This window comes from Enterococcus sp. LJL51 (assembly GCF_054871795.1).
Genome location: NZ_JBTXLW010000002.1, coordinates 153,917 through 179,870 on the forward strand (window position 1 = coordinate 153,917; position 25,954 = coordinate 179,870).

At 35.9% G+C, this 25,954-nt stretch carries 30 protein-coding genes, 2 tRNA genes and 1 other RNA gene; 22 read left to right on the forward strand and 11 right to left on the reverse strand.

Annotated features, from left to right (window positions below; translation table 11 throughout):
- Positions 1–9 precede the first annotated feature (9 nt).
- Entirely contained in the window at positions 10–375 is a 366-nt protein-coding gene (locus ACYSNQ_RS02890; RefSeq protein ID WP_426081298.1) for a YxeA family protein, read from the reverse strand.
- A 112-nt stretch (positions 376–487) separates the two neighbouring features.
- Between ACYSNQ_RS02890 and ACYSNQ_RS02895 the strand changes: the two genes are divergently transcribed.
- The 3 genes from ACYSNQ_RS02895 (at position 488) to ACYSNQ_RS02905 (ending at position 2,094) form a co-directional block, all read left to right on the forward strand.
- On the forward strand, positions 488–805 hold the full coding sequence (locus tag ACYSNQ_RS02895; protein ID WP_426081299.1) for an inorganic pyrophosphatase: 318 nt from the start codon (positions 488–490) through the stop codon (positions 803–805).
- Positions 806–970: 165 nt separating this feature from the next.
- A complete protein-coding gene (locus ACYSNQ_RS02900) occupies positions 971–1,675 on the forward strand; it encodes a zinc metallopeptidase (protein ID WP_426081300.1) in 705 nt (234 codons plus the stop codon).
- 83 nt (positions 1,676–1,758) lie between these two features.
- The gene (locus ACYSNQ_RS02905; protein WP_426081301.1) at positions 1,759–2,094 is read left to right on the forward strand and encodes a hypothetical protein; all 336 of its coding nucleotides are present in this window, start codon (positions 1,759–1,761) and stop codon (positions 2,092–2,094) included.
- A gap of 39 nt (positions 2,095–2,133) precedes the next feature.
- Here ACYSNQ_RS02905 and ACYSNQ_RS02910 read toward each other — a convergent pair whose 3' ends face one another.
- The gene (locus tag ACYSNQ_RS02910; protein ID WP_426081302.1) at positions 2,134–2,367 is read right to left on the reverse strand and encodes a hypothetical protein; all 234 of its coding nucleotides are present in this window, start codon (positions 2,365–2,367) and stop codon (positions 2,134–2,136) included.
- Positions 2,368–2,541: 174 nt separating this feature from the next.
- Here ACYSNQ_RS02910 and tadA point away from each other — a divergent pair, with 174 nt between their 5' ends.
- Both tadA and ffs read left to right on the forward strand, forming a co-directional pair.
- A complete protein-coding gene (tadA, locus tag ACYSNQ_RS02915) occupies positions 2,542–3,060 on the forward strand; it encodes a tRNA adenosine(34) deaminase TadA (RefSeq protein WP_426081303.1) in 519 nt (172 codons plus the stop codon).
- 31 nt (positions 3,061–3,091) lie between these two features.
- Positions 3,092–3,177: signal recognition particle sRNA small type (ffs, locus tag ACYSNQ_RS02920), an RNA gene on the forward strand.
- Between the two features lie 72 nt (positions 3,178–3,249).
- On the opposite strand, the gene ACYSNQ_RS02925 is transcribed toward ffs, so the two are convergent.
- Positions 3,250–4,152: a tyrosine-type recombinase/integrase gene (locus tag ACYSNQ_RS02925; protein WP_426081304.1), complete on the reverse strand. Its 903-nt coding sequence runs from the start codon at positions 4,150–4,152 to the stop codon at positions 3,250–3,252.
- A gap of 154 nt (positions 4,153–4,306) precedes the next feature.
- Between ACYSNQ_RS02925 and ACYSNQ_RS02930 the strand changes: the two genes are divergently transcribed.
- The 7 genes from ACYSNQ_RS02930 to ACYSNQ_RS02960 all read left to right on the forward strand — a co-directional run bounded on the left by ACYSNQ_RS02930 (position 4,307) and on the right by ACYSNQ_RS02960 (position 8,095).
- Complete coding sequence (locus ACYSNQ_RS02930; protein WP_426081305.1) at positions 4,307–4,516, forward strand: hypothetical protein; 210 nt, start codon at positions 4,307–4,309, stop codon at positions 4,514–4,516.
- Positions 4,513–4,923, forward strand: a complete 411-nt coding sequence (locus tag ACYSNQ_RS02935; RefSeq protein WP_426081306.1) for a YopX family protein — start codon at positions 4,513–4,515, stop codon at positions 4,921–4,923. The genes ACYSNQ_RS02930 and ACYSNQ_RS02935 overlap by 4 nt, the downstream gene beginning before the upstream one ends.
- Positions 4,916–5,179 carry a hypothetical protein gene (locus ACYSNQ_RS02940; protein WP_426081307.1) on the forward strand — a complete coding sequence of 88 codons (264 nt, stop codon included), beginning with the start codon at positions 4,916–4,918 and terminating at the stop codon, positions 5,177–5,179. Before ACYSNQ_RS02935 ends, ACYSNQ_RS02940 begins: the two co-directional genes overlap by 8 nt.
- Positions 5,176–5,418 carry a hypothetical protein gene (locus tag ACYSNQ_RS02945; RefSeq protein WP_426081308.1) on the forward strand — a complete coding sequence of 81 codons (243 nt, stop codon included), beginning with the start codon at positions 5,176–5,178 and terminating at the stop codon, positions 5,416–5,418. Before ACYSNQ_RS02940 ends, ACYSNQ_RS02945 begins: the two co-directional genes overlap by 4 nt.
- A gap of 97 nt (positions 5,419–5,515) precedes the next feature.
- A tRNA-Tyr gene (locus ACYSNQ_RS02950) sits at positions 5,516–5,586 on the forward strand.
- Positions 5,587–5,666: 80 nt separating this feature from the next.
- Positions 5,667–7,139, forward strand: coding sequence for an AAA family ATPase (locus ACYSNQ_RS02955; protein ID WP_426081309.1), 1,473 nt, complete (start codon positions 5,667–5,669; stop codon positions 7,137–7,139).
- Positions 7,139–8,095, forward strand: coding sequence for a hypothetical protein (locus ACYSNQ_RS02960; protein ID WP_426081310.1), 957 nt, complete (start codon positions 7,139–7,141; stop codon positions 8,093–8,095). The genes ACYSNQ_RS02955 and ACYSNQ_RS02960 overlap by 1 nt, the downstream gene beginning before the upstream one ends.
- A gap of 100 nt (positions 8,096–8,195) precedes the next feature.
- Here ACYSNQ_RS02960 and ACYSNQ_RS02965 read toward each other — a convergent pair whose 3' ends face one another.
- From ACYSNQ_RS02965 to ACYSNQ_RS02980, 4 genes are all read right to left on the reverse strand, one after another.
- Positions 8,196–8,546 carry a hypothetical protein gene (locus tag ACYSNQ_RS02965; RefSeq protein ID WP_426081311.1) on the reverse strand — a complete coding sequence of 117 codons (351 nt, stop codon included), beginning with the start codon at positions 8,544–8,546 and terminating at the stop codon, positions 8,196–8,198.
- A gap of 535 nt (positions 8,547–9,081) precedes the next feature.
- Positions 9,082–9,414, reverse strand: a complete 333-nt coding sequence (locus ACYSNQ_RS02970; protein ID WP_426081312.1) for a hypothetical protein — start codon at positions 9,412–9,414, stop codon at positions 9,082–9,084.
- 394 nt (positions 9,415–9,808) lie between these two features.
- A complete protein-coding gene (locus ACYSNQ_RS02975; protein ID WP_426081313.1) occupies positions 9,809–10,681 on the reverse strand; it encodes a hypothetical protein in 873 nt (290 codons plus the stop codon).
- Positions 10,682–11,009: 328 nt separating this feature from the next.
- Positions 11,010–11,591, reverse strand: a complete 582-nt coding sequence (locus ACYSNQ_RS02980) for a hypothetical protein (RefSeq protein WP_426081314.1) — start codon at positions 11,589–11,591, stop codon at positions 11,010–11,012.
- A gap of 303 nt (positions 11,592–11,894) precedes the next feature.
- Between ACYSNQ_RS02980 and ACYSNQ_RS02985 the strand changes: the two genes are divergently transcribed.
- Complete coding sequence (locus ACYSNQ_RS02985; RefSeq protein WP_426081315.1) at positions 11,895–12,770, forward strand: hypothetical protein; 876 nt, start codon at positions 11,895–11,897, stop codon at positions 12,768–12,770.
- 279 nt (positions 12,771–13,049) lie between these two features.
- On the opposite strand, the gene ACYSNQ_RS02990 is transcribed toward ACYSNQ_RS02985, so the two are convergent.
- Entirely contained in the window at positions 13,050–13,418 is a 369-nt protein-coding gene (locus ACYSNQ_RS02990; RefSeq protein ID WP_426081316.1) for a VOC family protein, read from the reverse strand.
- 315 nt (positions 13,419–13,733) lie between these two features.
- Between ACYSNQ_RS02990 and ACYSNQ_RS02995 the strand changes: the two genes are divergently transcribed.
- Entirely contained in the window at positions 13,734–14,807 is a 1,074-nt protein-coding gene (locus tag ACYSNQ_RS02995; RefSeq protein WP_426081317.1) for a ComEA family DNA-binding protein, read from the forward strand.
- 565 nt (positions 14,808–15,372) lie between these two features.
- On the opposite strand, the gene ACYSNQ_RS03000 is transcribed toward ACYSNQ_RS02995, so the two are convergent.
- A tRNA-OTHER gene (locus ACYSNQ_RS03000) sits at positions 15,373–15,465 on the reverse strand.
- A gap of 392 nt (positions 15,466–15,857) precedes the next feature.
- Here ACYSNQ_RS03000 and ACYSNQ_RS03005 point away from each other — a divergent pair.
- Together ACYSNQ_RS03005 and ACYSNQ_RS03010 are read left to right on the forward strand one after the other, a co-directional pair.
- Positions 15,858–16,229: a DUF4430 domain-containing protein gene (locus ACYSNQ_RS03005; protein WP_426081318.1), complete on the forward strand. Its 372-nt coding sequence runs from the start codon at positions 15,858–15,860 to the stop codon at positions 16,227–16,229.
- Positions 16,201–16,746 carry an ECF transporter S component gene (locus ACYSNQ_RS03010; protein ID WP_426081319.1) on the forward strand — a complete coding sequence of 182 codons (546 nt, stop codon included), beginning with the start codon at positions 16,201–16,203 and terminating at the stop codon, positions 16,744–16,746. The genes ACYSNQ_RS03005 and ACYSNQ_RS03010 overlap by 29 nt, the downstream gene beginning before the upstream one ends.
- 98 nt (positions 16,747–16,844) lie before the next feature.
- Here the strand turns inward: ACYSNQ_RS03010 and efbA are convergent, their stop codons facing one another.
- Entirely contained in the window at positions 16,845–18,548 is a 1,704-nt protein-coding gene (gene efbA / locus ACYSNQ_RS03015; protein ID WP_426081320.1) for a fibronectin-binding protein EfbA, read from the reverse strand.
- 210 nt (positions 18,549–18,758) lie between these two features.
- Here efbA and ACYSNQ_RS03020 point away from each other — a divergent pair, with 210 nt between their 5' ends.
- From ACYSNQ_RS03020 to ACYSNQ_RS03030, 3 genes are all read left to right on the forward strand, one after another.
- Positions 18,759–19,703, forward strand: coding sequence for a DUF7916 family protein (locus ACYSNQ_RS03020; RefSeq protein ID WP_426081321.1), 945 nt, complete (start codon positions 18,759–18,761; stop codon positions 19,701–19,703).
- 216 nt (positions 19,704–19,919) lie between these two features.
- Positions 19,920–20,507, forward strand: coding sequence for a TetR/AcrR family transcriptional regulator (locus ACYSNQ_RS03025; RefSeq protein ID WP_426081322.1), 588 nt, complete (start codon positions 19,920–19,922; stop codon positions 20,505–20,507).
- A gap of 19 nt (positions 20,508–20,526) precedes the next feature.
- Positions 20,527–20,793 (forward strand): hypothetical protein, encoded by a 267-nt coding sequence (locus ACYSNQ_RS03030; RefSeq protein WP_426081323.1) that lies wholly within the window; start codon positions 20,527–20,529, stop codon positions 20,791–20,793.
- Positions 20,794–20,853: 60 nt separating this feature from the next.
- Here ACYSNQ_RS03030 and ACYSNQ_RS03035 read toward each other — a convergent pair whose 3' ends face one another.
- Positions 20,854–22,518 (reverse strand): phosphoenolpyruvate carboxykinase (ATP), encoded by a 1,665-nt coding sequence (locus ACYSNQ_RS03035; protein ID WP_426081324.1) that lies wholly within the window; start codon positions 22,516–22,518, stop codon positions 20,854–20,856.
- Positions 22,519–22,669: 151 nt separating this feature from the next.
- Between ACYSNQ_RS03035 and ACYSNQ_RS03040 the strand changes: the two genes are divergently transcribed.
- The 3 genes from ACYSNQ_RS03040 to trpX all read left to right on the forward strand — a co-directional run bounded on the left by ACYSNQ_RS03040 (position 22,670) and on the right by trpX (position 25,752).
- A complete protein-coding gene (locus ACYSNQ_RS03040; protein WP_426081325.1) occupies positions 22,670–23,335 on the forward strand; it encodes a hypothetical protein in 666 nt (221 codons plus the stop codon).
- A gap of 110 nt (positions 23,336–23,445) precedes the next feature.
- Positions 23,446–24,027: a GNAT family N-acetyltransferase gene (locus ACYSNQ_RS03045; protein ID WP_426081326.1), complete on the forward strand. Its 582-nt coding sequence runs from the start codon at positions 23,446–23,448 to the stop codon at positions 24,025–24,027.
- A 726-nt stretch (positions 24,028–24,753) separates the two neighbouring features.
- Positions 24,754–25,752, forward strand: a complete 999-nt coding sequence (gene trpX / locus ACYSNQ_RS03050; RefSeq protein ID WP_426081327.1) for a tryptophan ABC transporter substrate-binding protein — start codon at positions 24,754–24,756, stop codon at positions 25,750–25,752.
- Positions 25,753–25,954: the final 202 nt, after the last annotated feature.

Sequence of the window (25,954 nt, forward strand, 5' to 3'; positions counted from 1 at the left end):
TTATTTTATTTAATTAGAATCATTCTTGATTTTATCCAAGGCTTTTTCCGGTACTTCTTTTTCAGAAACTTCCTCCCAGCTAAGTACACCTTTACGTTCATTAACGGTTAGCTTCAAATAAGCACCTATGCGCAAAGGATCTTCTCGCACTTCGTTCATTTTTTGCAGAGTTTGATTTCCGTCCTCATCATAAGCTTTTTGCTCATAATGATAAGTGGTGTATTTTTGTCCTCGGGTATCTATATCTTCAGTGGCTTTTCCGGTTTCTTGAATTTCTGTATAGTAGGATGTGCCGCCAAAGTAGTAATTATAGGCATACCAGGAACCTCCTCCAATTAAAAGGAATACAATAAGTGCTGCGATTATTTTTTTCAATGTCCTCACCTCATCTCTTATTATCCTCGTTTTCGTTATTTTTGCCATCGATAAGTCTTTCTTTCAGGTGACAGTTTTGTTAGTCTGTATGTGAGGGATAGGAGGAGAGAACATGAGCAAAATAAGTGTAGTTGTTGATCGTCCAATTGGATATCAAAATGAATTTGGTACGGTATACCCTATCAATTACGGTTATGTGGAAGGACTGATAGCTGGCGATGGAGAAGAGCAGGATGTTTATATTTTGGGCGTGGCAGAACCAATCGCATCTTTTGAAGGCAGGCTAATTGCGGTGATTCATCGTAAAGACGATGTGGAGGACAAATGGGTAGCCGCACCAGCGGGATGTTCATTTTCTAAAAAACAGATTGAGGATGCGGTTCACTTTATTGAACAATACTTTGATTCAAGTATTGAAGTGCTTAACTAAAAATTAGAAGTTCATACACACTTTTTTCGATAGCTCATGGTACTATATAATAAATCCTATAAAAACGTGATGAGTCACATTTGCCTTTCTTTATGCGAAAAAAATTATGAGGCGTGTTTTCATACGTTTATCAGGAGCTACATACAAGGATAGGAGGAATAAATTATGTTGCCGCTTTATGGATTTTTAGATCCAACTTATTTATTAGTAATCATCGGGCTGGTCATTTCTATGGCAGCATCCGCTTATGTGAACAGCACATTTAGAAAATACGATGAGGTAAAGAGCCGAAACAGTGTTACTGGAACACGGGCAGCACAATACATTTTACAGGAAGAACATATTGCTGATGTAGGGGTTCAACAGATTTCCGGTCACTTGACAGATAACTACAATTCAGGTAATAAAACACTCAGTCTGTCGGAAGCAACTGCTCAATCAACATCTGTAGCTGCAATAGGCGTGGCTGCTCATGAATGTGGACATGCTGTGCAGGACCATACAGGCTATAGTCCGCTGCGTATTCGGGCAGCAATTGTTCCCGTTGCAAACTTTGGATCAATGCTTTCTTTTCCAATGATTATGATTGGTGTACTTTTTAGCTGGAATCAAACGCTGATTAACATTGGTATTTTTGCGTTTTCGCTGGCACTGTTATTTCAGCTGGTGACGCTGCCGGTAGAGTTTAATGCATCTAGAAGAGCCTTGAAGATTTTATCTGACGGTAATCTGTTGACGGCTGAAGAAGTACCTATGGCACGAAAAGTGTTGTTTGCAGCAGCATTAACCTATGTGGCTGCAGCTCTATCAACATTTTTGCAACTACTGCGTCTAATCATTCTCTTTGGCGGAAATAACCGAAGGAATTAATAGGAAATCAGTTGAATTATTGGGCGGACTTTCAGGTTTGTGCTATGATAAATATAACAAAATAATTAAGGAGTTGAGTAGAAATGAAAGCATCAACAAAAATCACAGTCGGTTTAAGTATTGCTGCAGTAGCCGGTGTTGTAGTTGCTGTAACAGCTTCAGAAAAAATTATCAAAAAAATTGGACATGTATCGAACCGCTGTAAGGCTAAAAAAATTGTTCAGGAAAAGCTGGGCGGAAATGATAAAATCATGTCAATGGTTGACCATTTATCAGATGAAGATTTAGATGCAGTATTAAGTGTTTTAGACAAGGTCAAAGAAGGCCGTGAAAAGGCATCCGATTATGGTGACAAAGTGAAAGAAAATGCAGAAGGCATGAAGGATAAGATTTTATCTTTTATCGAAGAGCTTCTGTAAAAATAAGAGCAGAAAAGAAGGAGGATGGGACAGAAGTGTTTAGTCCCGAGAACCAAATAGGTACTGTTTAACATTAGCTCGTCCCTCACTGTGTTTCTCAGCAATAAGAAGAAATTCACGGAAATGACAGGAAACACGAATGTGAGTCAGTCGATATTGACTAATTCCTACTTGGTGTTCTTTAAATTTTTGTGAGTTTCGGCTTATTTTCGAAGGTCTTGCTCCTGCGGTTACTCGTCGCAGTTCAATACTGGTATATGCTACTGCTCCCATCGTTTATCCGGATTCCAAGTGAGCAGGATATAACTCAATGAGTTATGTCCTGCTCACTTTCTTTTTTTGTAAAATAAAGAAATGTTTTTCTTGTTTAGTTTAACGAGCATGGACAGAGGAAAGATCTGTCAGTATAATAAAAAGAACGTTGATAATTAAGTGGGGGAACAATGAATGAAGGAACAGGTATCTAACCTGACGAATGAAGAAAAAGAATACTATATGAGCAAAGCGATTCGCTTAGCTGAGCAGGCTGGAGCCCTTGATGAAGTTCCTATAGGAGCTGTCATTGTCAAGGATGGAGAAGTGATTGGGGAAGGCTATAATCTCAGGGAACATACCCGACAGGCTGCTTCCCATGCAGAGATGTTTGCAATTGAAGCAGCCTGTAAAAAACTGGACAGCTGGCGGCTGGAAGGGGCACAGCTTTTTGTAACGCTGGAGCCATGTCCCATGTGCAGCGGTGCAATGCTGCTGTCTCGTGTGGATGAAGTATATTTTGGTGCAGCTGACCCTAAAGGGGGAACCGCAGGAACATTCATGAACTTGCTGGATGACGACCGATTTAATCATACTGCCTATGTGGAAGGCGGCATTTTAGAAGAAACCTGTGGTCAACTCCTTTCAAGTTTCTTTAGAGAACTACGAGCAAAAAAGAAAGCTGAAAAAAATAAAAGAAAGACTAGCCAATAATGAAAAAGTGCGGTATACTATTAAATGCCGTAAGGCAGGACAATGGTGGGCCAGTGAAGCGTGTCAGATCTGGAAGGAAGCAGCACTAAGCAGGTGCCACCATGTGTCTGTATAAATATTGATTGGTCAGGGCTTAGAGCCCTTTTTATTTTGTCAAAAATGCAAAGGTAGCAGAAAAGTAGCAAAAATTTATAGTTCGATTTCATCAAGCTTATTAATGATGTTATTTTTTGATTGTCTGGTGACATGAGTGTATATCTTCATTGTCGTTTCTGTGTCAGCATGACCTACTCTTTCCATAATCGTTTTTGGTTCGATACCAAGTTCAGCAAGTAAAGAAATATGAGAATGCCTAAATATGTGGCTTGATATATTCTTGTCTATTTTTTCGAATCCTAATTTATTGTTTGCTGTTTTTAGTGCGGTATTGAAAGCACTGATTTGAATTGGTTTTCCAGTTTTACCTACAAATAAAAACTCAGCATTAGGATGCTTTATTGTATTTTCAAGAATTAACTCTTTCATTATTTTTATCGCTCTTTTTGATAGCCCAATTTCTCTGAAAGAACTAAGTGTTTTAGGTAGTTCTTTTTTTGCGTTTTTATAACCGTTTGAATAGTCGAGTGTACCTGAAACCTTGAGTATTCCAGATTCTAAATCAACATCTTTTAAAGTAATGCTAGTAGCCTCACCTATACGCAAACCAGTTAAATACATAAACTCTGCTAAACGTCCCATGTGAACTGATTGAAAAGAACCATATAACACTTTTAAGAGCTTCTTGACGTCTTCTTTTTCCAAAAATTTATCTTCAATTCTTTCGTAGTTTTCGCTAGTAAGTGGGGGCTTTGGAACAGTTACTTTTAAAATTGGATTACTAGTAATCATTTCCATATCTACTGCATAATCAAAAGCCATTTTCAAAACGCTTTTGAATTTCTTTTTGTAAGCATAAGAATGAGGGAGATTACTCATAAAATTCTGGAAAAAGAGAACATCAGCATTTTTAATTAACGCATCCCCGTTTATATTCTCAGAAATGTATTTAAGTATGTTTGTATAGATTCTTACTGATGAATTTCTAATGGTCAATTTGTGGTGTTGCCACCATTGATCTACTGCTATAGATGTAAAAGGATTGTGGAAAAAGGTGAAGGACACTTTGAGCGTGTTAGAGGTCAAGGTTGGAGAGTTCAACATGCAGAATGTGCAATAAAGCATAGAAAGCAGAAAGTGAGTAGAACTTATGACTTATCCAAAAATTAAAGAAAGCATGTGTTGTGCCCATTGCCAAAAAGAGCTATCAGATAGCTTCGTGACAGTCAGAGACAATTTTTTGATCGTGAAGTTTTTCCAGTTCGCCGATGGCGAAGACAATATCTTTTGTGATAATGACTGCTTGGCAAATTACTTGTCAGCGGAAGAGATTCTTATTGAGGGGAGTGAGCAGGAATGAGAGAGATTAAGTTTCGGGCGTGGGATAAAGAAGCAGAGCAAATGGTATTACAAATGGAAAATGGAAACGAATATGTTTGGATGATAGGGACAGAAGATATATTTATACAGCATATCACTGAAAACAACATACCTGAGCAAGTCCTCATGCAATACACAGGCTTAAAAGACAAGAACGGCGTGGAGATTTACGAGGGAGATTTGATAAAATTCAAATTTAACCAAATGTCTGGTAGAGGTTTTGTCTATTGGAATAAAGAAATTGGACAGTGGTGGATAAAAGACATTAGAGAAGTAACTAAAAAAAGAGGCCAACGATATTACCCTTTCTGGAAAAAGTGTCCATATATTGTTTGTGGAAACATATACGAAAATCCTGAATTGCTAGAGGAGGCAAAACATGAGTAAGAAAAGATGGCGTTCTATTTTAATCTCTATGCAGCGGGAAGAAAAGCTGCAAGGTTCTTATTTCAATATGAAACATGTGAAGCAAGCATATAAAGTATACATTCGATTGCCGAAAAAACACGTTTTAAGGAAGTGTGATTTTTGGGAGTTCTATAAAAAACTTGTTTTTACAGAAATGAGATACGGAGTTATACAAATGAAAATGAATTCAAAACAGTTAGATGCATCTGCAAGAGCAAAAGGAGGCAGAACATGAGTAAGTTAGATGAAGTTATCAAGAAATACGAAACTGAATATGGAATTTGTATGAATTATATAAACGGAGATTGGACGTGTCTAGAATCAGATATGCAAACTTTAGAACGTATTCCGTCTTGGGTTAAGAATAAGACCTATACTGTTCAGCAAGTGAAAACTGTAAATAATCCGAATTCTAAAAGAGCATATCTTCTAAAAGAGATTCACAGTTGGGTGCTTCAACAAGATCTTGAATAACGATTTTTTTACAGTGTTGATTCAGTTGGAAAAGTGAAAGTTAATCGGGAGTTTTTTGAGAGGTTGGATCAAAGAAAAAAAGGTATTATTTGATTGAGAACAGGTGGCAGACAGGAATGCGCTTGATGGTAATTCAAGAGAATATAGGTTCAAATCCTATCCTGTTCTTTTTGTACTTTCTTTTTAACTATTTTTGTTTTATATTTATGTTATAGGATTAGAATGATAGAAAGAAAGGAAATGTGTAGATGTTAAAAAACGTTGATATAAAAAATCTTTTTGGAGAAAAAAATGTTCATTTACAAATGGATAAGAACATTCTAATTATTACAGGAGATAATGGAAATGGTAAGACAACTATTTTGAATATTCTCTACAGTATCTTAGTGGGTGATATAAACGATTTATTCGATTTCGATTTCAAAACAGTAGATATAACATTTAAAAAAGAATATGAGTTGTTAGAAAAAATAACTGTTAAATGTGAAAAGAAAGCACCTTTTAAAAGTCTTTCTATTAAATATTATATGGAAGACAGAGAGGACATTTTATTTGTTTTTTCAAAAATGAATTCTTTTGATGAAAACCAAATCGCGTTATTACGTATAGAAGCTAATCAAAAAGTTTGGGACTTTGAGATGGAGGATTCACCGCTATATTTCGATACAGTCGAACAACTAAGTGATGTTGTTGACGGAATAGGAATGTTTGATATCTGGGATGTGCTACAAAAAATAAAAGAGTCAATTCTATATTTTCCAACATACAGGAGAGTGGATATAGATATGGAGGCGTATTTGGGATATCCAATAGAATCTATATTAGGACCGCATAATCATCAAAATCCCTATTCTATTGAAAGAAAAAGACCAAGAAATCGCAGGGTGGTTGGTATTTCTAATGACGACATAGTAAATAATTTGGAAACATACACACAAGAAATAAATGAGTTTGTATCAGAAAATTTAGATGACTTATTGAAAAGTTTTGTAAAAGAAGTTATAAAAATTATTATGGATAGCGATGGGACCATAGAATTGTTTCGATCTGCTCCAGAACGAGGAATTTTTGATATGTTGGCTAATTTAAATTCTACATTGGAATTGAAAATAGATGAAGATGCTATTCATAGTTTTTCAGTGGATTATCAAGAAAAGAATAATGAAGCAAGAGAAATAATGAAGGAATTGAAAGAAAAAAATCAAACTATAGAAGATGTAGATTTAGATGATATTGAAGTGAAAAGACTCATTTTTAGGCTAATGGACTTGCAAGATACTGGAACAACTTATCTATCTGTACTTGAAAGTCTGTATCAAAATTACCAAAATAGACTCACTAATAAGTTAAAAAATTACAAATATATATCTGATAATATATCTAAATTTAGCAATGGGAAATTGAGTTTGGATAGACATAAAAATAATGAATTTACAATTAGAAAAAACGGAAATAAAATAAATTTTGGGAAGCTTTCAACTGGAGAAAAACAATTATTTACTTTTTTCGTATACTGCGCACTCCATTTGCCAACCGATGAACCTTCTTTAGTCATTATAGATGAACCTGAACTATCGTTACATCCCAAATGGCAAAACACACTTCTCAATAGTCTAACAGAAAAGAGTAACATTTCAATACTAACGGCTACTCACTCACCATATGTTATTAATAAGTCTTTAAAGTCCAGTGTGTTTAAATTAGTGGAGGAACAGTTTTGATGAGTAAGCATGAAAATTTAATTCAAGAAGGAAGTTCTATACCACGAACTTTGGAAATTGATGAAATAGGCTTGGAATTTTTTGATATTCCTATTTCTCAAAATATTCTTTTAGTTGAAGGTGCAGATGATGAGACAGTTATTGAGACATATTACAGGTTATTATCAAAAACTCCGCCCTTTGAAATTAGAAGAGCATCAATACTGGATGAAGATATTGTTTTCGATGGTAAAAGAAATGCTATAGAAAGTTATAATAATATGAAAGATAAATTTGGAGTCAATATAAAAGTATTACTTGATAGGGACTATGATTTTCTCTTAAATGATAATTTAGTAGATGAAAATGTATTTTATTACGATTATTTCGAATTAGAAAATTATTTGTTTGATGATGAAATTTTTGAACAATTTCTAGTTTGTTCTTACCCAAAAAGAGAAAAGTATGAACTGAATGATATTTTGCAAAAAATTAATCAATTTGATATAAATGAAAACTTTATATACTTGTATCATCTTAATATATTTCGAGAACTTCATTTTAAGGGAGATACTAATACGAAATTGATTAAACCTCAAGAATATGCATTATTTTGTTCTAAAATAAATATAGAGCCTATAATAAATGGGAAGATACCAGAAGCAGTTGGTCGAACAATAGACGAGAGGTTGATTAATTACATTACTTCCAATTTAGATAAGATACAACAAAATCTTTTTCCAAATATAGTCTCAGAGGTATGCTCTCAATGTTTATTGCCCACAAATATTTTTGAACTATTTAGGTATTACTACAAAGGTAAAATTGTAAACAAAAGTGTTGAAGCAATATTTTCCATAGTTCTAAATTCAAAGTTAAAATGTATAGCTTCAGTAAAAGAGATTCTTTATAGACAATGGATACCAAAGTCAGAAAAATTCAATTTAAAATTAAAAATGATAGAAGAGTCTTTTTGATATCATTCTACTTGAGCTGAGGATACAGATAATAAAAATAATAAAGAAGGCTGATTTTTCAACCTTCTTTATTATTTTTTCAACTCCCGTTGCACCTCTTTTAGTCATTTTTGGCTTCCTCCATTATCTTTTTTAATTCTGTTAATGTTGTATCACGCTTTATTTCCTTTGTTGAAAAATCAGATAACTTATTCACTTTCTTAAAGAAATATTTAGTCACTTTTTCTTCAATCGTTAATTCAAAAATATGAAAGTGATCAGCTTGTTCAATAGGGAATGCAGTGATGTAATCCCGTGTACTTCTAGAGTTAAACGTCCAGATGTTATAAACAATATCATCAATAAAAACTGGATTAGCCGATAATTTCCGAAAGGGTTTTACATTCTTCTTATAGAAATACTGATAAGCAGAAGTTACTTCTTTTAAATGAACTGTTTTTACATATCTCATAACTATCACCTTGAAAAAGATTATACGAACATTTGTTTGGTTTGTCTAGCATGAGATATTTCACGAAAAGAAATGTTCTAATGTTTGTCCTGCCGTTTATGTTATTTTAAAAAATAATATTAGTAGCATAAAAGTAGCAAACATTATATAACATTGTATAATAATAGCTATATTAAAACAGATTAGAAATGAAAAATAGCTAGAAAATACAAGGTTTTACAACAATAAGGCGTTATATTAAACACTAAGCAGGTGCCACCATGTGTCTGTATAAATATTGATTGGTCAGGGCTTAGAGCCCTTTTTATTTTGCTAAAAAGTACAAAAGGGGTAAATGAGGGGCAAAAAATTATAGTTCAGCTTCGTGAACTTTCCTAAAAGTTGAAGAACTTGATATTTTCGTTCTTTTTGTTTTCAATCTACATTGTTAACCGTTTCTGTTTCTGTTAAAATAGGTATAATCAAATAAGCCTTTTTAGGTTTAAGTTTTTGTTTAGCACATCTTCGTTCTTAGTCGGGCAGGGGATGTGTTTTTTTATTTAACTTTTTCGTATGAGATTATAAATGACCCCGTAACACTCTTTACGTTTATGATTTTAAGAACTAATGTATCTCCTTTTTCTACTTTAGGATTATCAGTAGAAACAAAATTCAAATGTTCACCAGCTTGGATGTTGTAGCCAAACGCGCTATCTGGAACTAATTCAGCAACATTAACCTCAACCGTTTTACCCTCTAAATCTTTTCCCTCATTCAAAGCTGTTTCTGCATCTGCTTCACTATAATCAGGTTTTACCTCTTTGGATTCACAGCCTACCAATAAAATAAGTAGAAACCCCGTTACTAAAACAGTCCAAAATTTTTTCATTTAAACTCTCCATTCCGTGTTATAATATTTTTGCAACATACTATAATATGAGACTAATCAGCTTTTGCGGAGCTGGTTAGTTTTTTTACTATCTTTTCCATTGAGCGATTAATATTAAAATAATTTTTTAATTCTAAGAGAAGTTATTAGGTCAGTTTTCAACTTTTTAATTATTTCAGCAGGCGATTTGCTGATAGGAATAGTATACCAAAAAAACAAGCTGTTGGGAGGAGGCAAATAACAAGAAAGTAATATTGAGAAAAGTTATTAAACTACTTCAACCATGATTGCCAAAAGAAGGAGCAAGATGCTAATTTATGAGATTCTTGAGACAATCACTAATTTGAAGAAGAACAGCAAAATCAAAAATGACTTTGCTGCCCTTAAGTGTATATTAGTACCAGAAAAGTGGTACTTTCACAGTAGTATTTGCTCTAAAATGTTTTTCCGCCATTTGTTCACGGCTATAGTAGTCTTTTGATGTTGCTTGCAGTTCTAATTCAATGTAGGTAGCTTCTGCAGGAATATTCTCAATCGTTAATTTATTGCCGTCCATTTGAACACTGATATCGGCACTATACTCTTCATTTTCATTTCTTGCAGTTCCTGTAGCAGATTTATCTCCATCGTTAAACTGAACTGAGTATTTTACAGGGTGTTCCATAACTACTTTTTTCTCTGTTCCACTAACAGCAACAGAATCAATTTCGACTGGTACGCCTGTGTTTGTATCAAACCAAATTAGTTCATTTAAGTTTGATACTGGAGTTAAATCCAAAACTGGAAAATGATAAAAGTCTAAGCTAGTTAGTTTAGTAAGGTTTTTCACGTAAGAAATATCTTGAACCGAATAAGTGGTTTCATCTTCGGTCCAATAGCTGTAGCATTGAAGCATCTCTAAATTCGTTAATTTCCCAAGAGGTCTAAAATCAACTGCAACTTGTTTCCCTTCCTCAGAAGTACTGGCGCCAAATACTAGGTATTTCATATTCTTCGCATATTGAATCCCATCAATCGAGCTCGCTTCCCAAAAAGAAAAGCTTTCAACTGTTTCAAGTTGTTTTGCTGTTGGCAGCTCGTCCTCTATGACAATTTTCTCGCCAGTTTCCGGATCATAAGAAGCTGCTCGGACTAGTTCCTGTCTTAGCTGATCATCATGGATATAGATTTTCTTCTCGCTGGCGCCAGAAAGATGTCCTCCAATAAGTAAGCTGCCTAAAATTACTGTTGTTGCCAAACCTAACGTTCCCCATTTTTTCAAGTTCATAAAATCTCTCCTTTTCATTAATATATTGTTATTTTATACTATTATTCAATAGATAGCAATGCACTCAAAGAAATATAAGGATAACTTTAGTTATTTTATGAATCGCTTTCAGATTTATTTTAATTTCTAATTGTTTTTGAAATGGTAAAGCATGGATTATCTCTTAATTTTGAAAGAAAAATGTATTTATTTTACAGAATAGAATTACGAAAGTACATAAAAAAACAAACTGTTTCTCAAATAAATTTTGATAAAAAGCAGTTTGTTTAAGGTCTTGAAATATGATTATTCAGAATGACATTTTTGAGTAATAGGATTTGAAAAAAAGCTATTGATTCAATTCCTCATCAGGCAGCTGAGAGACAAGCTCAGAAAGCACTAAAATTTTTTCTTCTAATTTCTTTTTCAATACATCGATTTCTTCTTTAGAAAGTGTATGTGTATCATTTTCAAGAGCTTCTTCTAGTTTCAACCCTTGTTTTCTTAGCTTTTCAGCAGAAGTCATTGTTTTTCCCATAGCAAGAATATTATAAGTCTCTGGCTTATCAATGAAGCCTTGCAGCTCTGCTTCGATCTTGTCGAATTCTGCTGTAGCATCGTCAACTAAGTTGTAGATGTCTTCATTATTCATTTGTTTTGCATCTAATTCATCAATATCTTTGCCTACATTTTTGTAATCAATTAAGTCCATATAGCCTTCTACATCAAGAGTTTTTGCAACTGTAAACAGCTGGTAACCGCCAGCAGAAGCTGAGACTAGCCCGATGAGCAGTACAATCAAGCCTGATAAAATCTTTTTTCGTCGAACAGCAAGAACAATTAGCATAATCAATCCAATAATCAGCAAAAAAGCACCAACACCAGTGACGCCTAACCATATAAAAACATCTGTTCCTTTTTTTAAATCCATTATAAGCTCCTTAAAATAAATGATTTGTCTGCATCCTAAAATAGGAGATTGTCTATCATAAATTGTAATCCTATTAAAAAAAACAATCAGACCTTTTCCATTATAACAGAAAAAAGTAAATGAAAAATTATTTTTTTGTCTTATTGTAAGTGATTTTTTAATGTTTTGTTCAAAATAAGCAATATAATAATTTATTTATTAAATAAAATTATTCAAAAAAGATTGTAAATCATGCATAATGCATTATTTTATGGTGTTCAATCATGTTATACTATAGTTAAAATTTAGAAAGAGGTTATTTAGATGAAAAAGAAAAAATTAGTAGCGGGGTTGGGCGGCACTGCGTTGATGTTAAGTGTGGTCATTGGATTTTCAGTAGTGAAGGCTAGTGAAGATTATGTGGCTGTGCCAAGCCAAGGAGTAAGGGAAGCGTTGTTGGGAGATGAGTATTCTGGTTACAGGTCAGTAATGACAAGTGAAGAAATTGCCAATTTTGAAGAGTTTAATTCTTTGCCAAAAGATGTATTCTCAAGAGAGCAACAGAATGAGCAAAATGAGATGCAGGTCGTCAATGGAGATTCTTCTAGCTTAGAAGGATTACAGCATGCATCCAATTTAGACTATTTAGATTATGAAGGAAGTTTACTTGATGCAACACCAATTAGCAAGCTATCCAATTTAAAAACATTGAAACTGAACCTAACAGATAAAAGTGTTGTTCCTTCGCTTGATTTTCTAGAGGAATTGGAAAGTCTACAAAGCTTTGAACTCCATCAATATCAAGGAATTGGTGGTATTGTTCCTTCTGATCTCTCTGCTTTGGAAACGTTTGAAAATCCTGATAAGAAGTTTGAAGCATTAGTCAGTGTTGATGGTACCCTAGCTTCGCAAGTAAGGCTTAGCCGAAATAATCCCAATCATGCGATGTATTTACCAGTAAAATTACCTCGACAAATGGAGACTGGTGAGCAAAGTATTGTGGTTCATGATCAGGAGTTTGGTTATGAGGAAATGGATGCTGAAGGGGAGCCGACAGGGAAGTTGATTTGGGAAAATATTCCGGAAGAAACTGAGTATTTACACATTTCGGTTTGGATAGAAACACCAGATGAGATGAGAGACCATTTCTTTGTTAAATTCTGGGGACAAATGAAAATTCCAATTGTTTGGCAGGATTAATCATTGAAAAGATAAATGTTAATGACTGACGAAATAGATTTTAAATTATCCAAATAACTCCGCAAAATAAGGAACAAAGGATACTGTTTCTGCTGGAGGAGTAGTGATAACCAGCATGGAAACTATACTTTTTATTTCTATAGTTCAAGGAATAAACAAAAAATATAAGCCGTCAGATATTTTTGATATCTGGCGGCTTATTACTCGATAGTTGAATTGATAATCATTACATTCCTTGGTTTTCATCACTAAATTTAGAAAAGACTTTTATTACTCGTTCTACTGGTTTAAATACTCAGCAATCACAACTTCGTTATTATCCGGATCTTTTAGACGAAGTTCGTAGGTACCCCAATCAAATTTTTCCGGGGGATCGAAGACAAGCCCTTTTCGTTCTAATTCCAAACAAGTGTTGTCAAGGTTGTCACATACAAAGACAAAGGACATAGCTCCGGTAACAGGCGCATCCCACTGTGCTGCATCCCAAATACAAATGGAGGGTGCATCCTCAATAAAACCAAGATAAACACCATTGTAATCATCACAGTCTGTTCTCAACATAGGTATTTCCAGTGTTTCACAATAAAATTTTATTAGTTCTTTTGCATTTCTGGTGAAAATATTAGTACAATAGAAACTGTTTACCATATTGTCCTCCTTCGAGTTTAAGACAGAATGAAGTGTCCAAACTCTGCCTTCTTTAAAATCCGTGTTAGTTCAATTATATCAGAGTAAAAAATGAAAATAAATGACTGTATGTTTATTCTATTAAACTATACTAGTTCATAATATAATTGGTTTTGTATATAGTCTGAAGAACATGGCAGAAGTATCTTACTCGAAAAATAAGGTAGAATTCTTAAAATAGAATTAAATTATCATTTTTTATTTTTTTATGTTAAAAAGCATTTTATTTATTTCTTTAAGAAATTTATAATATTCTCATAAGGAAGGGGAGATAGAATGTTAAGAGCAGAAAAAATAAATAGTTGGGCAAGTATTTTGATGAAGCTGTTGCGATGGCAAGTGTTGATTGTGATTCTTGGCGGTTTGCTTATACTGCCAGTACGGGGAAACACAGAAGCTTTGGATAAAGTGGATATTAATTATGCAGCACGAGAAGACTTAGAATTGATAACTGGTATAGGATCGGTTATCTCAGAAAGAATTGTGCAGGGAAGACCTTATGAATCCTTGGATGAGTTGATGAAGGTGAAGGGAATTGGTACCAAGACTTTAGAAAAAATCAAAGCTCAGGATGTAGCATTTGCAATCAAAGATTCAGAAACAAAAACATACAGAGAATGGCTGGGAAATGATGAGCTGGCAAAAGCTGTCTTGCGTATAGCTGATTACAATCTAGAGGAGAGAAGAAAAGAATTAGATTGGGAGATTACTTATAAAGAGTTAAGAGAAACTCATAGCCTTGACTTTTATTCGTTATCTAGCGATTTTCTAGGACAGGAATTGTTTGACAAACTTTATTTATTGGGTAATGTTTCAAGTATCCTTTTACAGTCTAATGATAAGTTAATAGAAGGTGATTTTAGTTACTTTAAGAACTTACGAAAGTTAAATCACCTGACCTTGTCTCAATTTGCTGGTGTGGGTGAAAATGGTAAAAATCTCTTTAAATATACTCCGAATCTTGACAGAATCGATTTTGAGTGGGCGAATTTCGCTACTGATGTGAGTAAAGAATTTATAGATAATATGTCTACCTTGAATAAACTTGAGTATTTGACACTATTCTATTCCTATTTTCCAAATCCTGATATTTTCTTAAAATTGAAGAGCTTAAAAGTATTAGATGTTACTACTTCATTTTTTTATCTGCCGCTAGATAAAGGAATAGATATTTTTGGTTATTTAGATAAAATGCCGAAACTAGAAGCAATTCGCTATGCGAACTCTGGCATTAATACTCAAGATATGTTGGGAATTATCGATGATTTAAATATACCCAATATTCATTTTGTGAATGATTGGTTCGAAGAAATTAAAGGAAATCCAGATGCTTATTTATCAATTAGATAGTATTGGTAAATAATAGTTTATCTTCTTGATTAGGCAAATCCCACATATAACAGAGCACAAGGTGCACTCAAAAACTATACGGAGACTTATTAGTTAAGCAGCTAGTATAAAATCGTTATTGAACAGGATTATCAGTCAATTATTTTTTTGATGATACTGACTGGCTCCAATTCTAAGCTTGCAAATTTTAAAAAGTAACTAGCCTTTTTTGCTAAAAATTCTTGCTGTTCGATGTTTGTTTAGAGAGTAGCGAAAAGAAAGGGTTTAGGCGTTTACTCATGCCTAAACCCTTTCTTTATACTGAATCCGAATAATCCATCCTATCTTTTAGAGCCAAACGTCTTTATTTCAAACGATTATCGAGTGGTCGTTCTTGCGTACACGTACTTGTGTTTTCTGTTAAGTGTAACCGCAGTAATTGCAGTGATTGAAAGTAACGAACCGACAGTAATTAGTAATTTCATGGGCAGCAATCCTTTCATGTTTAGAGTACACCTCAGTTTTGCCTCTATGGGCAAATTTGGGGTAAATATATATTAAACCCTTATGGAAAGGGAGTTTTCTACGTGGACGGTAGGATTCGAACCTACACCTCTAGGGTTGAGAACAAACATCCTGTTTAATGCCTCATGAGAGTTAAAACACCACGTTCATCCACTTAATAGTAAGCTCTCTATACAATTTTAATAGTTGGGGTTTTGTTTCCGGCTTTCTTTATAAATCTTGAAGACAAAACCCAAAAAAGAAAATTCAAATCCTTGAAACAGCCCCTTTCGTATTTGCTGAGTTAATCATAACCAAACAAGATTAAATGGAACATAAAAAACTTAGAAGAAAAAAATACTTTTCATGAAGGAATTGTGAACTGTTTAAAGAAAGCGTTAAACAGTTGAAAAAACACTAAAGAAATCCGAAAAGAGACGCCAATAGCTGCTGTGAGAAAAAAAAGAGAAGTGGGAAAAACAGCTCTTTAGTATACACAAAGGGTGCGATTCTGTGCTAAAATAGGAGGAGTGTTTTTATTTATATGTGTTTATCAGGAGGAAGACGATGAAAAAGAAATTATTTTTAGCGATGACGTTGATTTTCGGTGTATTAGTGATTAGCGGCTGCTCAAATAATAGCGATAAGAAATCGGATAAAATGATAGAAGTGACAGTTACGCTCTTAAAGGATCAAGAGGATTTTGCTCATGAAGTTCTTGAAGTTGCTGAGGGAAGTACGCTCATGGAGGTAATGGAACAGGAATTTGAGGTAGAGGAAAAGCAAGGGATGATTACTTCTATTGAAGGCGTAAAGCAGGATGAAGCTGCAGGCTACTATTGGGTGTATACAATTAACAGTGAAACAATTAATACCGGAGCTAAAGAAACAAAACTGAAGGCCGGAGATAATGTCGAATTCTTTTATGAGAAAATTTAGGATAAGCGATAGCCCGTTTTCCATCAGAGAGATTGCTTATTTGTCCTTAGTTATTGCTGCCTGTGTAGTCGGCAGGCTTGTCTGTCAGCCGCTGCCGAATGTACAGCCGCTGACAGCAATATTTCTGATTATTACGATTCAACTGGGTTTATCAAGAGGAATGATTGTTGCTCTTCTGTCTGTTTTGATTACTAATTTCTATTTAGGCATGGGTATATGGACATTTTCGCAGCTGTTGAGTTATTTCTTTATTCTCTTGATCGTTATGGTACTAAGTCGATTTAAAGAATTCAGAAACAGCTATTTCCTCCAAAGCTTATTTAGTTTTTTAGCGGGTTTTCTTTATGGGTTGATTATCTCGTTCATTGATGTTCAGGTTTACGGCATGCCGGCTTTCCTGCCGTATTATTTACAAGGTATCCCCTTTGACTTCATGCATGGGATTGGGAACCTGATTTTTTACTTAATCTTAGCACCAGTATTTATTCGACTGCTGCAAAATAGAATGAACAGTTGAATAGATTAGAAAATAAGCAGCCTACCTAAATTCAGGTAAACTGCTTATTTTTTTTTGGCTGAATAGTGTTAACGATGCTCTCAACTGGACTTGCAAAGCTAGTTCAGCTTATTATTTTTTAGTTTATGAATGGCTTCATAAACAGGTGTAACATAAAGTGTCCGCTGATTTTCGTAAATCACATAGCCGGGTTTTGCTCCATTAGGCTTGTGAACATGCTTCACTTGAACATAATCAACTGGAACCTGAGCAGAAAGCCGGAATTTTGAATAGTAGGCTGCTAATAAGGCTGCTTCATAGAGTGTTTCTTCACTTGGTTCAGCATTTCGAATAATGACATGGGAGCCTGGAATATCCTTCGCATGAAGCCAATAGTCGGACTTTTTAGCCGTTTTTAACGTCAACTGATCGTTTTGTAGATTATTTCTTCCGACTAAAATTGTATCCCCAGCTGATGAAATGAAGATTTCCGGTTTACTTGGCTGCTCTTTTTTCTGCTTCTTTTGTCGTTGTTTTTTTACGTAACCCTGACTAATCAGCTCTTCTCGAATCATACCCAAATCGATAGGGGTAGCTAGTTCTAACTGGGAAAGGACAGATTCGAGATAAAGAATTTCCTGTTTAGTTTGTTTTATCTGATCTTGAATAATACGTACACCATTTTTTAGTTTTTGATATTTTTGGAAATATTTTTGTGCATTTTGATTGGGCGACAATGCCGGGTTTAATTTAATAGTGATAGGCTGATTTTCTTCATAATAATTTTCTAAAACTACTGATTCGCCGCCTTTGGGCACCTGACTCATAAAGGTTGTCAAAAGCTCGCCGTCTCGCCGGAAAGTCTCGGCATTTTCTGTATCGGCTAAGGTTTTTTCCAGCTTGATCAGCTTGCTTTGATTTTTCTTCCGTTCGTTTTCTATTTTTCGGATGAGCTCGCCGCCCTGCTGTTTGACACGGTCCTTTTCTGCTTTGCCGCTGTAAAAAGCATCCAGCAGTGAGCTAAGTGAGTCGAACTGTTCTTTTTCACCAAGTAAGCTGTCATAGGCAAGTGGAGTAAAAAATTCTTTTTTCTCTGTTTTTGTTAGTGTGGGAGTAGGTTGCTTTAGTTTTTTCCAAAAGTTTTCCCAGATTACCATTTTATTATTTGGCTGCTGTTTCATTTGAAAGGCAAGCTCTTCGGCAGTGTCTCGGCCAAGACCTTGAAAATGCTGCTGTAGATACGTGCTGTTCAGTTCTTCAGCAATAGACAGTAGTTCGAACACCTTTTCTTTAGAAGCGGTAAATGGATTTACTTGATTTTTTGCAGGTGGCGCAAGATAGTCTGCTCCGGGAAGAAGGGAACGATAGCTGTTTTGAGAGCTGCCGATATGTTTGATAACATCCAATATCTTGCCGCTGTCCTGATTCATTAAGACAATGGTGCTGTGACGTCCCATCAGCTCAACGATTAATAAAATATTTTGTAAATCGCCCAGTTCATCTCTTTTTGAAAAGGAAAAATGAATGACACGGTCATTTTCAATTTGACGAATCCCGTCAAGAATAGCGCCATCTAAAAACTTGCGGAGCATCATAACAAAATTTGGTGGTGAATCTGGATTGTTATAGACCATCTCTGTCAGCTGTATACGTGCATAGCTGGGATGGGCAGAAAGCAAAAGCTTATGATTTTTTCCATGTGAACGAATAACCAGAACAACCTCATTTTCATAAGGCTGGTGAATCTTAGAAATTCTTCCAGATAGAAGTGTTTCTGATAGTTCTTGAACAATTGTATGTGTAAAAACGCCATCGAAGGACATGTTATTTCCTCTTTTCTATAGTCCGTAATACTCCTATTATAACGAATACTTCCTGATTAATAAAGAAGTTGCCTAAACAAGCTTCAGTTGAAAGAGAATAGAAAGAAGCAGCAAATAGTATTATAAAAAAATTTGAACTGATTGTGTGCGTTTTCTTTTTAAAAAAGAATCAGTTATAATAGGTATAGACTGATTTTAGGAGGATGACTAATGGTAAAACGATTAATTAGTGCAAGCTACAGTGAGGTTGTAAAAATGTCAGCAAAAGAGCTGAAGCAATCAATTAAAGCCAGCGAGGGAAGGACGATCTTATCTGAGAACGTGGTAATGGCTTCTCCTCAGGCGGGAGATATTACAAATGCTGAGGTAGCTGCTTCGTTTGGTGCTGATCTAATTTTATTAAATGTTTTTGACTGTTTTAATCCAATTATTCAAGGCTTGCCTGGAATGACACAGGAAAAGCTAATGGATTATTTACAACATCCGGAGCATAATAATGAAAATCCAGTAGCTGAGTTGAAAAAACTGGTAGGACGTCCAGTAGGAGTCAACTTGGAGCCTGTGGATGAAAACTCTCCGATGTTCAGTGAGAAGCTGGATATTTCCAAAGGTAGAATTAGCTCTAAAGAGGCGATTCAGCGTGCAGAAGAGCTGGGAATGGACTTTATCTGTCTGACTGGTAATCCAGGTACTGGTGTAACAAATAAAGAAATTGCCAAGGCTGTAGCTGTGGCAAAAGAGAATTTTTCAGGCTTAATTATTGCCGGAAAAATGCACAGTGCGGGTTCAGATGAGCCGGTTGTTTCTCTTGAAGCTGTGGAGGACTATGCAAAAGCTGGAGCCGATATTTTATTATTACCAGCGGTTGGGACCATTCAAGGCTTTACTGAAGAAAACCTGAAGGAAGCGGTAGCTATTGCTAAAAAATATGACTTATTGACCATGTCTGCTATTGGTACGAGTCAGGAAAGTGCCAGTAAAGAAACGATTCGTCAAATTGCATTGACGAATAAAATATGCGGAGTGGATATTCAACATATTGGCGATGCCGGCTATGGCGGATTAGCACCAGCTGAAAATATTTATGAAATGTCTGTGACAATTCGCGGAATGCGGCATACCCTTAATCGGATTGCCCGTTCAATTAACCGTTAAAGCGGATTGAAGCAGATACGACATATGTCCCTTATCCAGAACACTTGATTATTAAAGTGTTCTGGATAAGTTTTTTTTAGTTAGAATTTTTAGCTCTTTTAGCTGATTAGAATCTGTTCCTATTCTTCAAATCGTGTTTGACAGATCGATGAAATTGGAATATCATTAATTGTGAATAAAAAAATAATTTGGTTCATTAATTATAGGAGGGAAATTTTGAGTAGAGGGCCTAAAGGATTTTCTGATGAAGAGAAGCAGGTGCTGAAAGAAAAATTGTGTCAGGAATGCGAGCAACGTTGGGCTAGGTTTGGCTATAAAAAAACCAGCATTGGTGAACTGACTGCAGCTGTGGGAATTTCTGCAGGAGCATTCTATCTACTTTTTTCTTCAAAGGAAGAGTTTTTCTTTGAAACACTTTTAACCGTTCAGAATAGACTCAAGCAGAAAATTCTATCAATTATTAAGGAAGAACAAGGAAAGTCTGGTTTTTTAAAGGCGCTTATCTGGCATTTTAAAGAATATGAACGTGCACCATTTCTTTATGATTTTGGTTCACCCGATTATTTGGCATTTTTAAATAAATTGTCAAAAGATAAAATTGCAGAAATGCAGGTAGATGGAAAAGCGTTCTTTTTTGAAATCGTTGAGCAGTGCGGGTTGGATATGAAAATAGATGAAGAGAAGGTATATGCTGCTGTCAGCACTCTTCTTTACACCGTGGAATTGAAAAAACAAACAGATTTTGCGTCAGAAGAAATATTTGAGCTCTTATTGAACAGTGTAATAGACCACCTATTTAAATAATAGAAGGCGGGGATAAGAAATGGAGAAGAAAAAAACAAAATCAATGTTTCGTGTACTGGAAGATACGGAAAAAATAGTCAATGCTTCGACTGGCATGAAAATCAGGCTGCCGAAGCCCGGCAAGCGTTCGCTAGAGATTAGTACAGTAACGAACAGTGCACTTGGTGTAGGCTTAACGGTATTCGGCTTGTGTACACCGCATAAATGGGCGATTCTTTTAGGTGCTGCCAGTATAGCTGGCGGGATTATCACCTATCAGGAGGCGAAACGGATACAAGAAACTTGAATAACAAGTAAATAAAAAATGTCTGGTGCAGGTTTTCAAACACCAGACATTTTTAGTTTTTTATAGAGCAGCTTGAAAATCAGACAAACTGATAATCAGCTTTTCCAGACGTTGTGCTGCTTCTTTTGGCAATGCATCGTAGCCTTCAGACTGCAGTTCTTTTGATTGAATAAAAGATAAGCGGTCACATAGACGAGTTTTGAGTTTCTTAAGATAGTCTGAGCTGCCAAAATCCGGGAGATGTTCTTCCAATTGAAGATAAGATATATCTGAAAGCGGCAGAAACGGTTTGAATACAGCATTATTTTCCACAATCTGATTGATACAATGCAAAGTTTGCTGAGGCGTCACTTTATTTCCATTAAAATAGCCAGTATTAAGGATATAGCAATCAGTTCCCAGTTGGAATAATTGCTGGAAATCCTGATAATCTTCAGCTAGAGGATAGCATCTGAACGGGTTGGCAAACGGCTCAATTACCAGCTGTTCGTGATCAATACCCGAGGCAAGGTTTTCTGCACTAGATCGTTTGGTCGCTAATGTTGCACCAAACAAAGCAGCCAGCACTGGGTCATTTATTTTTAAAATAGGCGGAAGACTGTCATCCTTCATAATCCAATAGACGGCATCGATTTTTTCTGTGAAGTGATTTTTTCGGTTAGGTGTTGCATGTCTTGATTTGACCGTTCGCCCATTTCCGTTACGGATATCTTCGGTGACTAATACTTTTCTGCCGGAGTCATCTAAGGTCACGCCGATATTTTGACAGGTTAGAAAGTAGGAAACGGCTGGATCAGCCATCGGATAATCCTGTGTTTTATCAAAATAGGCAGGTTCAAGTGCTGTAGATGATCCGTCGGTTTTTGAAATAATAAAAGCATCATCGTGAAGAACCGTTGCAGGCAGCTGGTCGTTGTATTTTGCCAGTGTAATTGTTGATTTACCTGAACCTGATAAACCGAAGGCCGCCATTGTATAACTGTTTTCTTCTAAACGGTACTGCTTCATTCCACCGTGACAGGCGATATAGCCGTTCCGATGAGCAATTCCCCAGGCGAGAGTTAAAATTGCTTTTTTCAGCTCACCAAAGTAACGCAGTCCAAGAACTGCTGCAGTGTTGTGAAGCGAATCAAAAAGTACCAATCCATGAGGAAAATCAGGGTGAGTCCACTCTGGATCAGCTAATAAATAAATATCTCCTTCATCATAAGAAGTGGAATCGGCATACTTATTTTTATACTGCGTATTAGCTATTTGGAAGTTTAGCAGCCAGCTGTATAGATTTCCTTCAAATCCTTCTGGAAGCAGTAAGTGACTGCGAATCATAAAGCTGCTGTCGAGACCTACGATAGCAGAAGCATGATAGCAGCTCTTTTTCCCGATAGTATAGCCAGCTTCTCTTAAAATAGCGCTATAATAGTCCTCATCAATCCCCGGCTGTCCAATTATTCTGCGAGCGATAGCGGTTCGGCCAACTACCTGACCGTCGTTGGTCACTAGTACACGACAATTTGACGGCAGCTCAAGCGATTCCGGCTGGAAAACTGGTAGATCCGTTACGATTGTTCCCGAAGCATGATAGGCAAGAGTATAAGCCTGATTCAGTGTTGTGACTGGCGTCACATTGTTCCCGTAAAAACAGGTTTCAATGGTGTTTCTTATTTTTGAAAACAAAGGATTTTCCTTACGAATATCTGTAATAGAGAGTTGATTAATAGAACTCATAAATAACACCCCTTCTCTCAGTTTTATTTATAGTGTATCACATTTCCTTTTAGAGTGTATGCGTTTTCTTGGATAGAATTGTTTAGTTTTGCTAGGCAAAAAAACAAACTATTAGTATAATGGAGAAAGAAGTAATAAAGGAGAGAATAAGTTGGAAAAAAAGTTTGATACGATTAAAGATAAAGTGAACTTAACCAATAAAAATCAACAGCTGTATATTAGATTGGGCATTGCTTTAGTTCTTTGTGTAGTAGGTTTGATTTTTATTGTTCCCCGAGTTCAGGCAAATATTCGTTCTTCCCAGGTTGAATCTTTGGTTAAGATTGATTTGCCGGGAAAAAAGGCTAGCTTTGCTGATACAAAAACGATTGATAAAGAGATAAAAGAAAGCCGGGCAATGACGGTTGTGTTCACACTTCCCAGCGGAAGAACCTATGACCAGATGATTTCTCTTTTTAAAGATGAAGAGACGATGAAGACCTTTAGCCGCAGTTTGACTATCTATCCAATCGTATATGATGCATCTAAGATTGAAAAGAAGTATAATGTAAAGAAAGAAGAGACAACAGCCATCTTCTTTGAAAATGGTAAAGAGAAAAATCGTTTTTCTGTAAATGAAAACATGGACGTGAAGACAGCTTTGATTCCGGAGTTAAATCAGCTGCCCCTGGCGAGTGTTGATACAAATGATCAGACACAAGCACAGCCTGAGGCTCAGACGGAAGAACAAACGAATCCAGCTGCATCGTCTGAAACAGCAGAACCTGTTCAAAACCAAGAGCAATTGGAGCAGGAAAAACTACAGTCAATACAGTAAACAGAAAGAGGGGATTAAGATGAGATTTCTAATTTTATTCGCTTTAGGTATTTTCTTTTTAATGAACACTCAAAAGAAAGCTGTACCTGTATACGTAAGAAGTGGTTCACGTGATCGTTACTGAGTGGAAGCAGAAAGCCGCAGTTTTATTAAAGCAAAAGAGGGTTCTGAAACCAAAGGAGCCCTCTTTTAAGCAGTCCGAAAAAAGAAAGGTGTACTTAAGCAAGCGTGTCCGCTTAGTCCCTTATGATACGGTACGTTCAGAATCTCTTGGCTGGTATCAGGATACAGAGAGTATGAGAAATATAGTTGGAGTAGCAACAGCTTATGATCAAAATAAAATCAGCCAAATGTACGACTGGCAAAATAAAAACGGCTTGCTTTATTATATAGAATGTTTGGAAGAAGGACAGTTCCGAACAGTAGGGGATGTCTGGCTTTCAAAAGATGATTATGCAATAGTGATAGATGAAGCGTATAGAAACCGGCATATTGGCCGACTGGTAACAAAGTATTTTATCTATAAATCAAAGAAAATGGGCAGAGAAACCATGATTGTAAGAGAAATTTTTAATTGGAATAAGGCTTCTCAGAAAATGTTTACAAGCTTGAAATTCTACCCTTTTAAGGAATATAAGAATAGCTGGAGTTATCGAAAGAAATTGACATCACTATCAGACAAACGAGAGTAATGGACCTTGTAGACAGTTATTTTAGTAGGAAAAATTTGAATAACATCATAGAGCTTGAAGCACATGCAGGAACTTCCTGATGCTGTCTCAAGTTTTTTTTGAAAAAGGGAAGATAAAGCGAACGATTTGGACAGCTGGCCGGAAGGGACTGGGCAAAGGACCGCCATTTCATTGTTGTCTGCGGTTACTCGACACAGTCTAGGTCATGTAAGTGCCATCTGCGTTTACTCGTTGTAGTTTAGAGATGTTATGTGTTACTGTTCCACCGTTTATTTGGATTTGAGCATCCTAGAAGCTTGGAAATTAAGTTATGTCCCAGACTCTTTCATCAGTCCGCTGTTTTTACAGCCTTTGAAAAAAATGTAAAATCTTATTGACAACTCCTGTTGAAATAGGATAAACTACGAGTATCAAAAAACTAGGAGGAATCAAACATGAATCAATTATCTATCCAAATGAACTATTCATGGCAAAACTGGCGTAGATGAGTTGTATGTGTGATTCTTTCATAGATACAACTTTAGAAGACAAATTCTAAATTTTGTATCTATGCTGGCTTTTATTTAAGATGACTAAATAATAAACCACATAGGTCGATATCTATGTGGTTTTTGTGTATAAGCAGCGACCGCACCATTTAGGGTTTGTCGCTGCTCTTTTTTTATTAAAAAATAAGAGTTTTTGTGTATAAATATGCGGGGATATTCTAATGAGGAGGAAAAAAGTATGAAATCAAAACGATTAATGATTGTAATAGGCGGGATTCTTTTGTTTTTAGCTGGTTCATTTTTTACTGAGAAAAAAGAAGAAAAGGTAGAGGATATTCCTACAGTGGGCGTGCTGCAGTTTGTCAGTCACCCTGCATTGGATGAAATCTATCGGGGGATTCAAGAGGGATTAAAGGACGAAGGATACGAGGATGGAAAAACAGTCAAGATTGTTTTTCAAAATGGTCAGGCGGATCAGAGTAAGCTGACAACAATGAGTCAACAATTGATTCAGAAAAACTCTGATTTATTGATTGGCATTGCCACACCAGCAGCTCAGGCTCTGGCGAACAGCACAGAAGACCTGCCGATTGTTTTAGGGGCGATTACCGACCCTGTAAGTGCAGGCTTAGTAGAGAGCAATGAGAAGCCGGGACGGAACATTACTGGAGTAAGTGATAAGTCTCCTGTTGCTTCACAATTTGAGCTGGCTGTTTCACTGCTGCCAAAGGCAAAAAAAGTAGGGATACTCTATTCATCTGCTGAGGAAAATTCCAAGTATCAGGCGGCAGAAGCAGAAAAAGCGGCTCAAGCTGTCGGGCTAACCTCAAAATCTTATGTAGTTCCTTCCAGTAATGAGATTGCTCAAACTGTTCAGGTGATGGCTGATGAGGTTGATTTCATTTATATTCCAACGGATAACACGATTGCGAATGCCATGCAGACGGTAGTTAGTGAAGCTGATAAAACAAAGACACCGATTATTCCATCTGTTGATACAATGGTGACGGAGGGCGGTTTGGCAACAGTTGGCATCAACCAATTTGAGCTTGGGGTTCAAACAGGGAAGATGGCAGCCGATATTCTGTCAGGGAAATCTGATCCGGCAACAACGCCGATTTATACATTTACGACTGGAGATATTATTATCAATGAAGCGCAGGCAGAAAAATTAGGGGTGACAATTCCTCAAAATATTCTGGAACAAGCAAAAAAGACAGATGACGAAACTGACTAGTATTTTTCTGTGAGTGAAGCATAAAGAGGTTGTGATAAAAGTGTTTAACTCCGAGAAATAAGAAGGATAATCCGAAAATGGCTCCTCATATTTTTGAGATTATTCTGCTTATTTCCGAAAGAGCTGCTTTTGGAGCACCGTTTATTCAGTTTTAAGGGACCGAGACAAACTTATGTCACAGCCTCACAGTAACTGACAAATT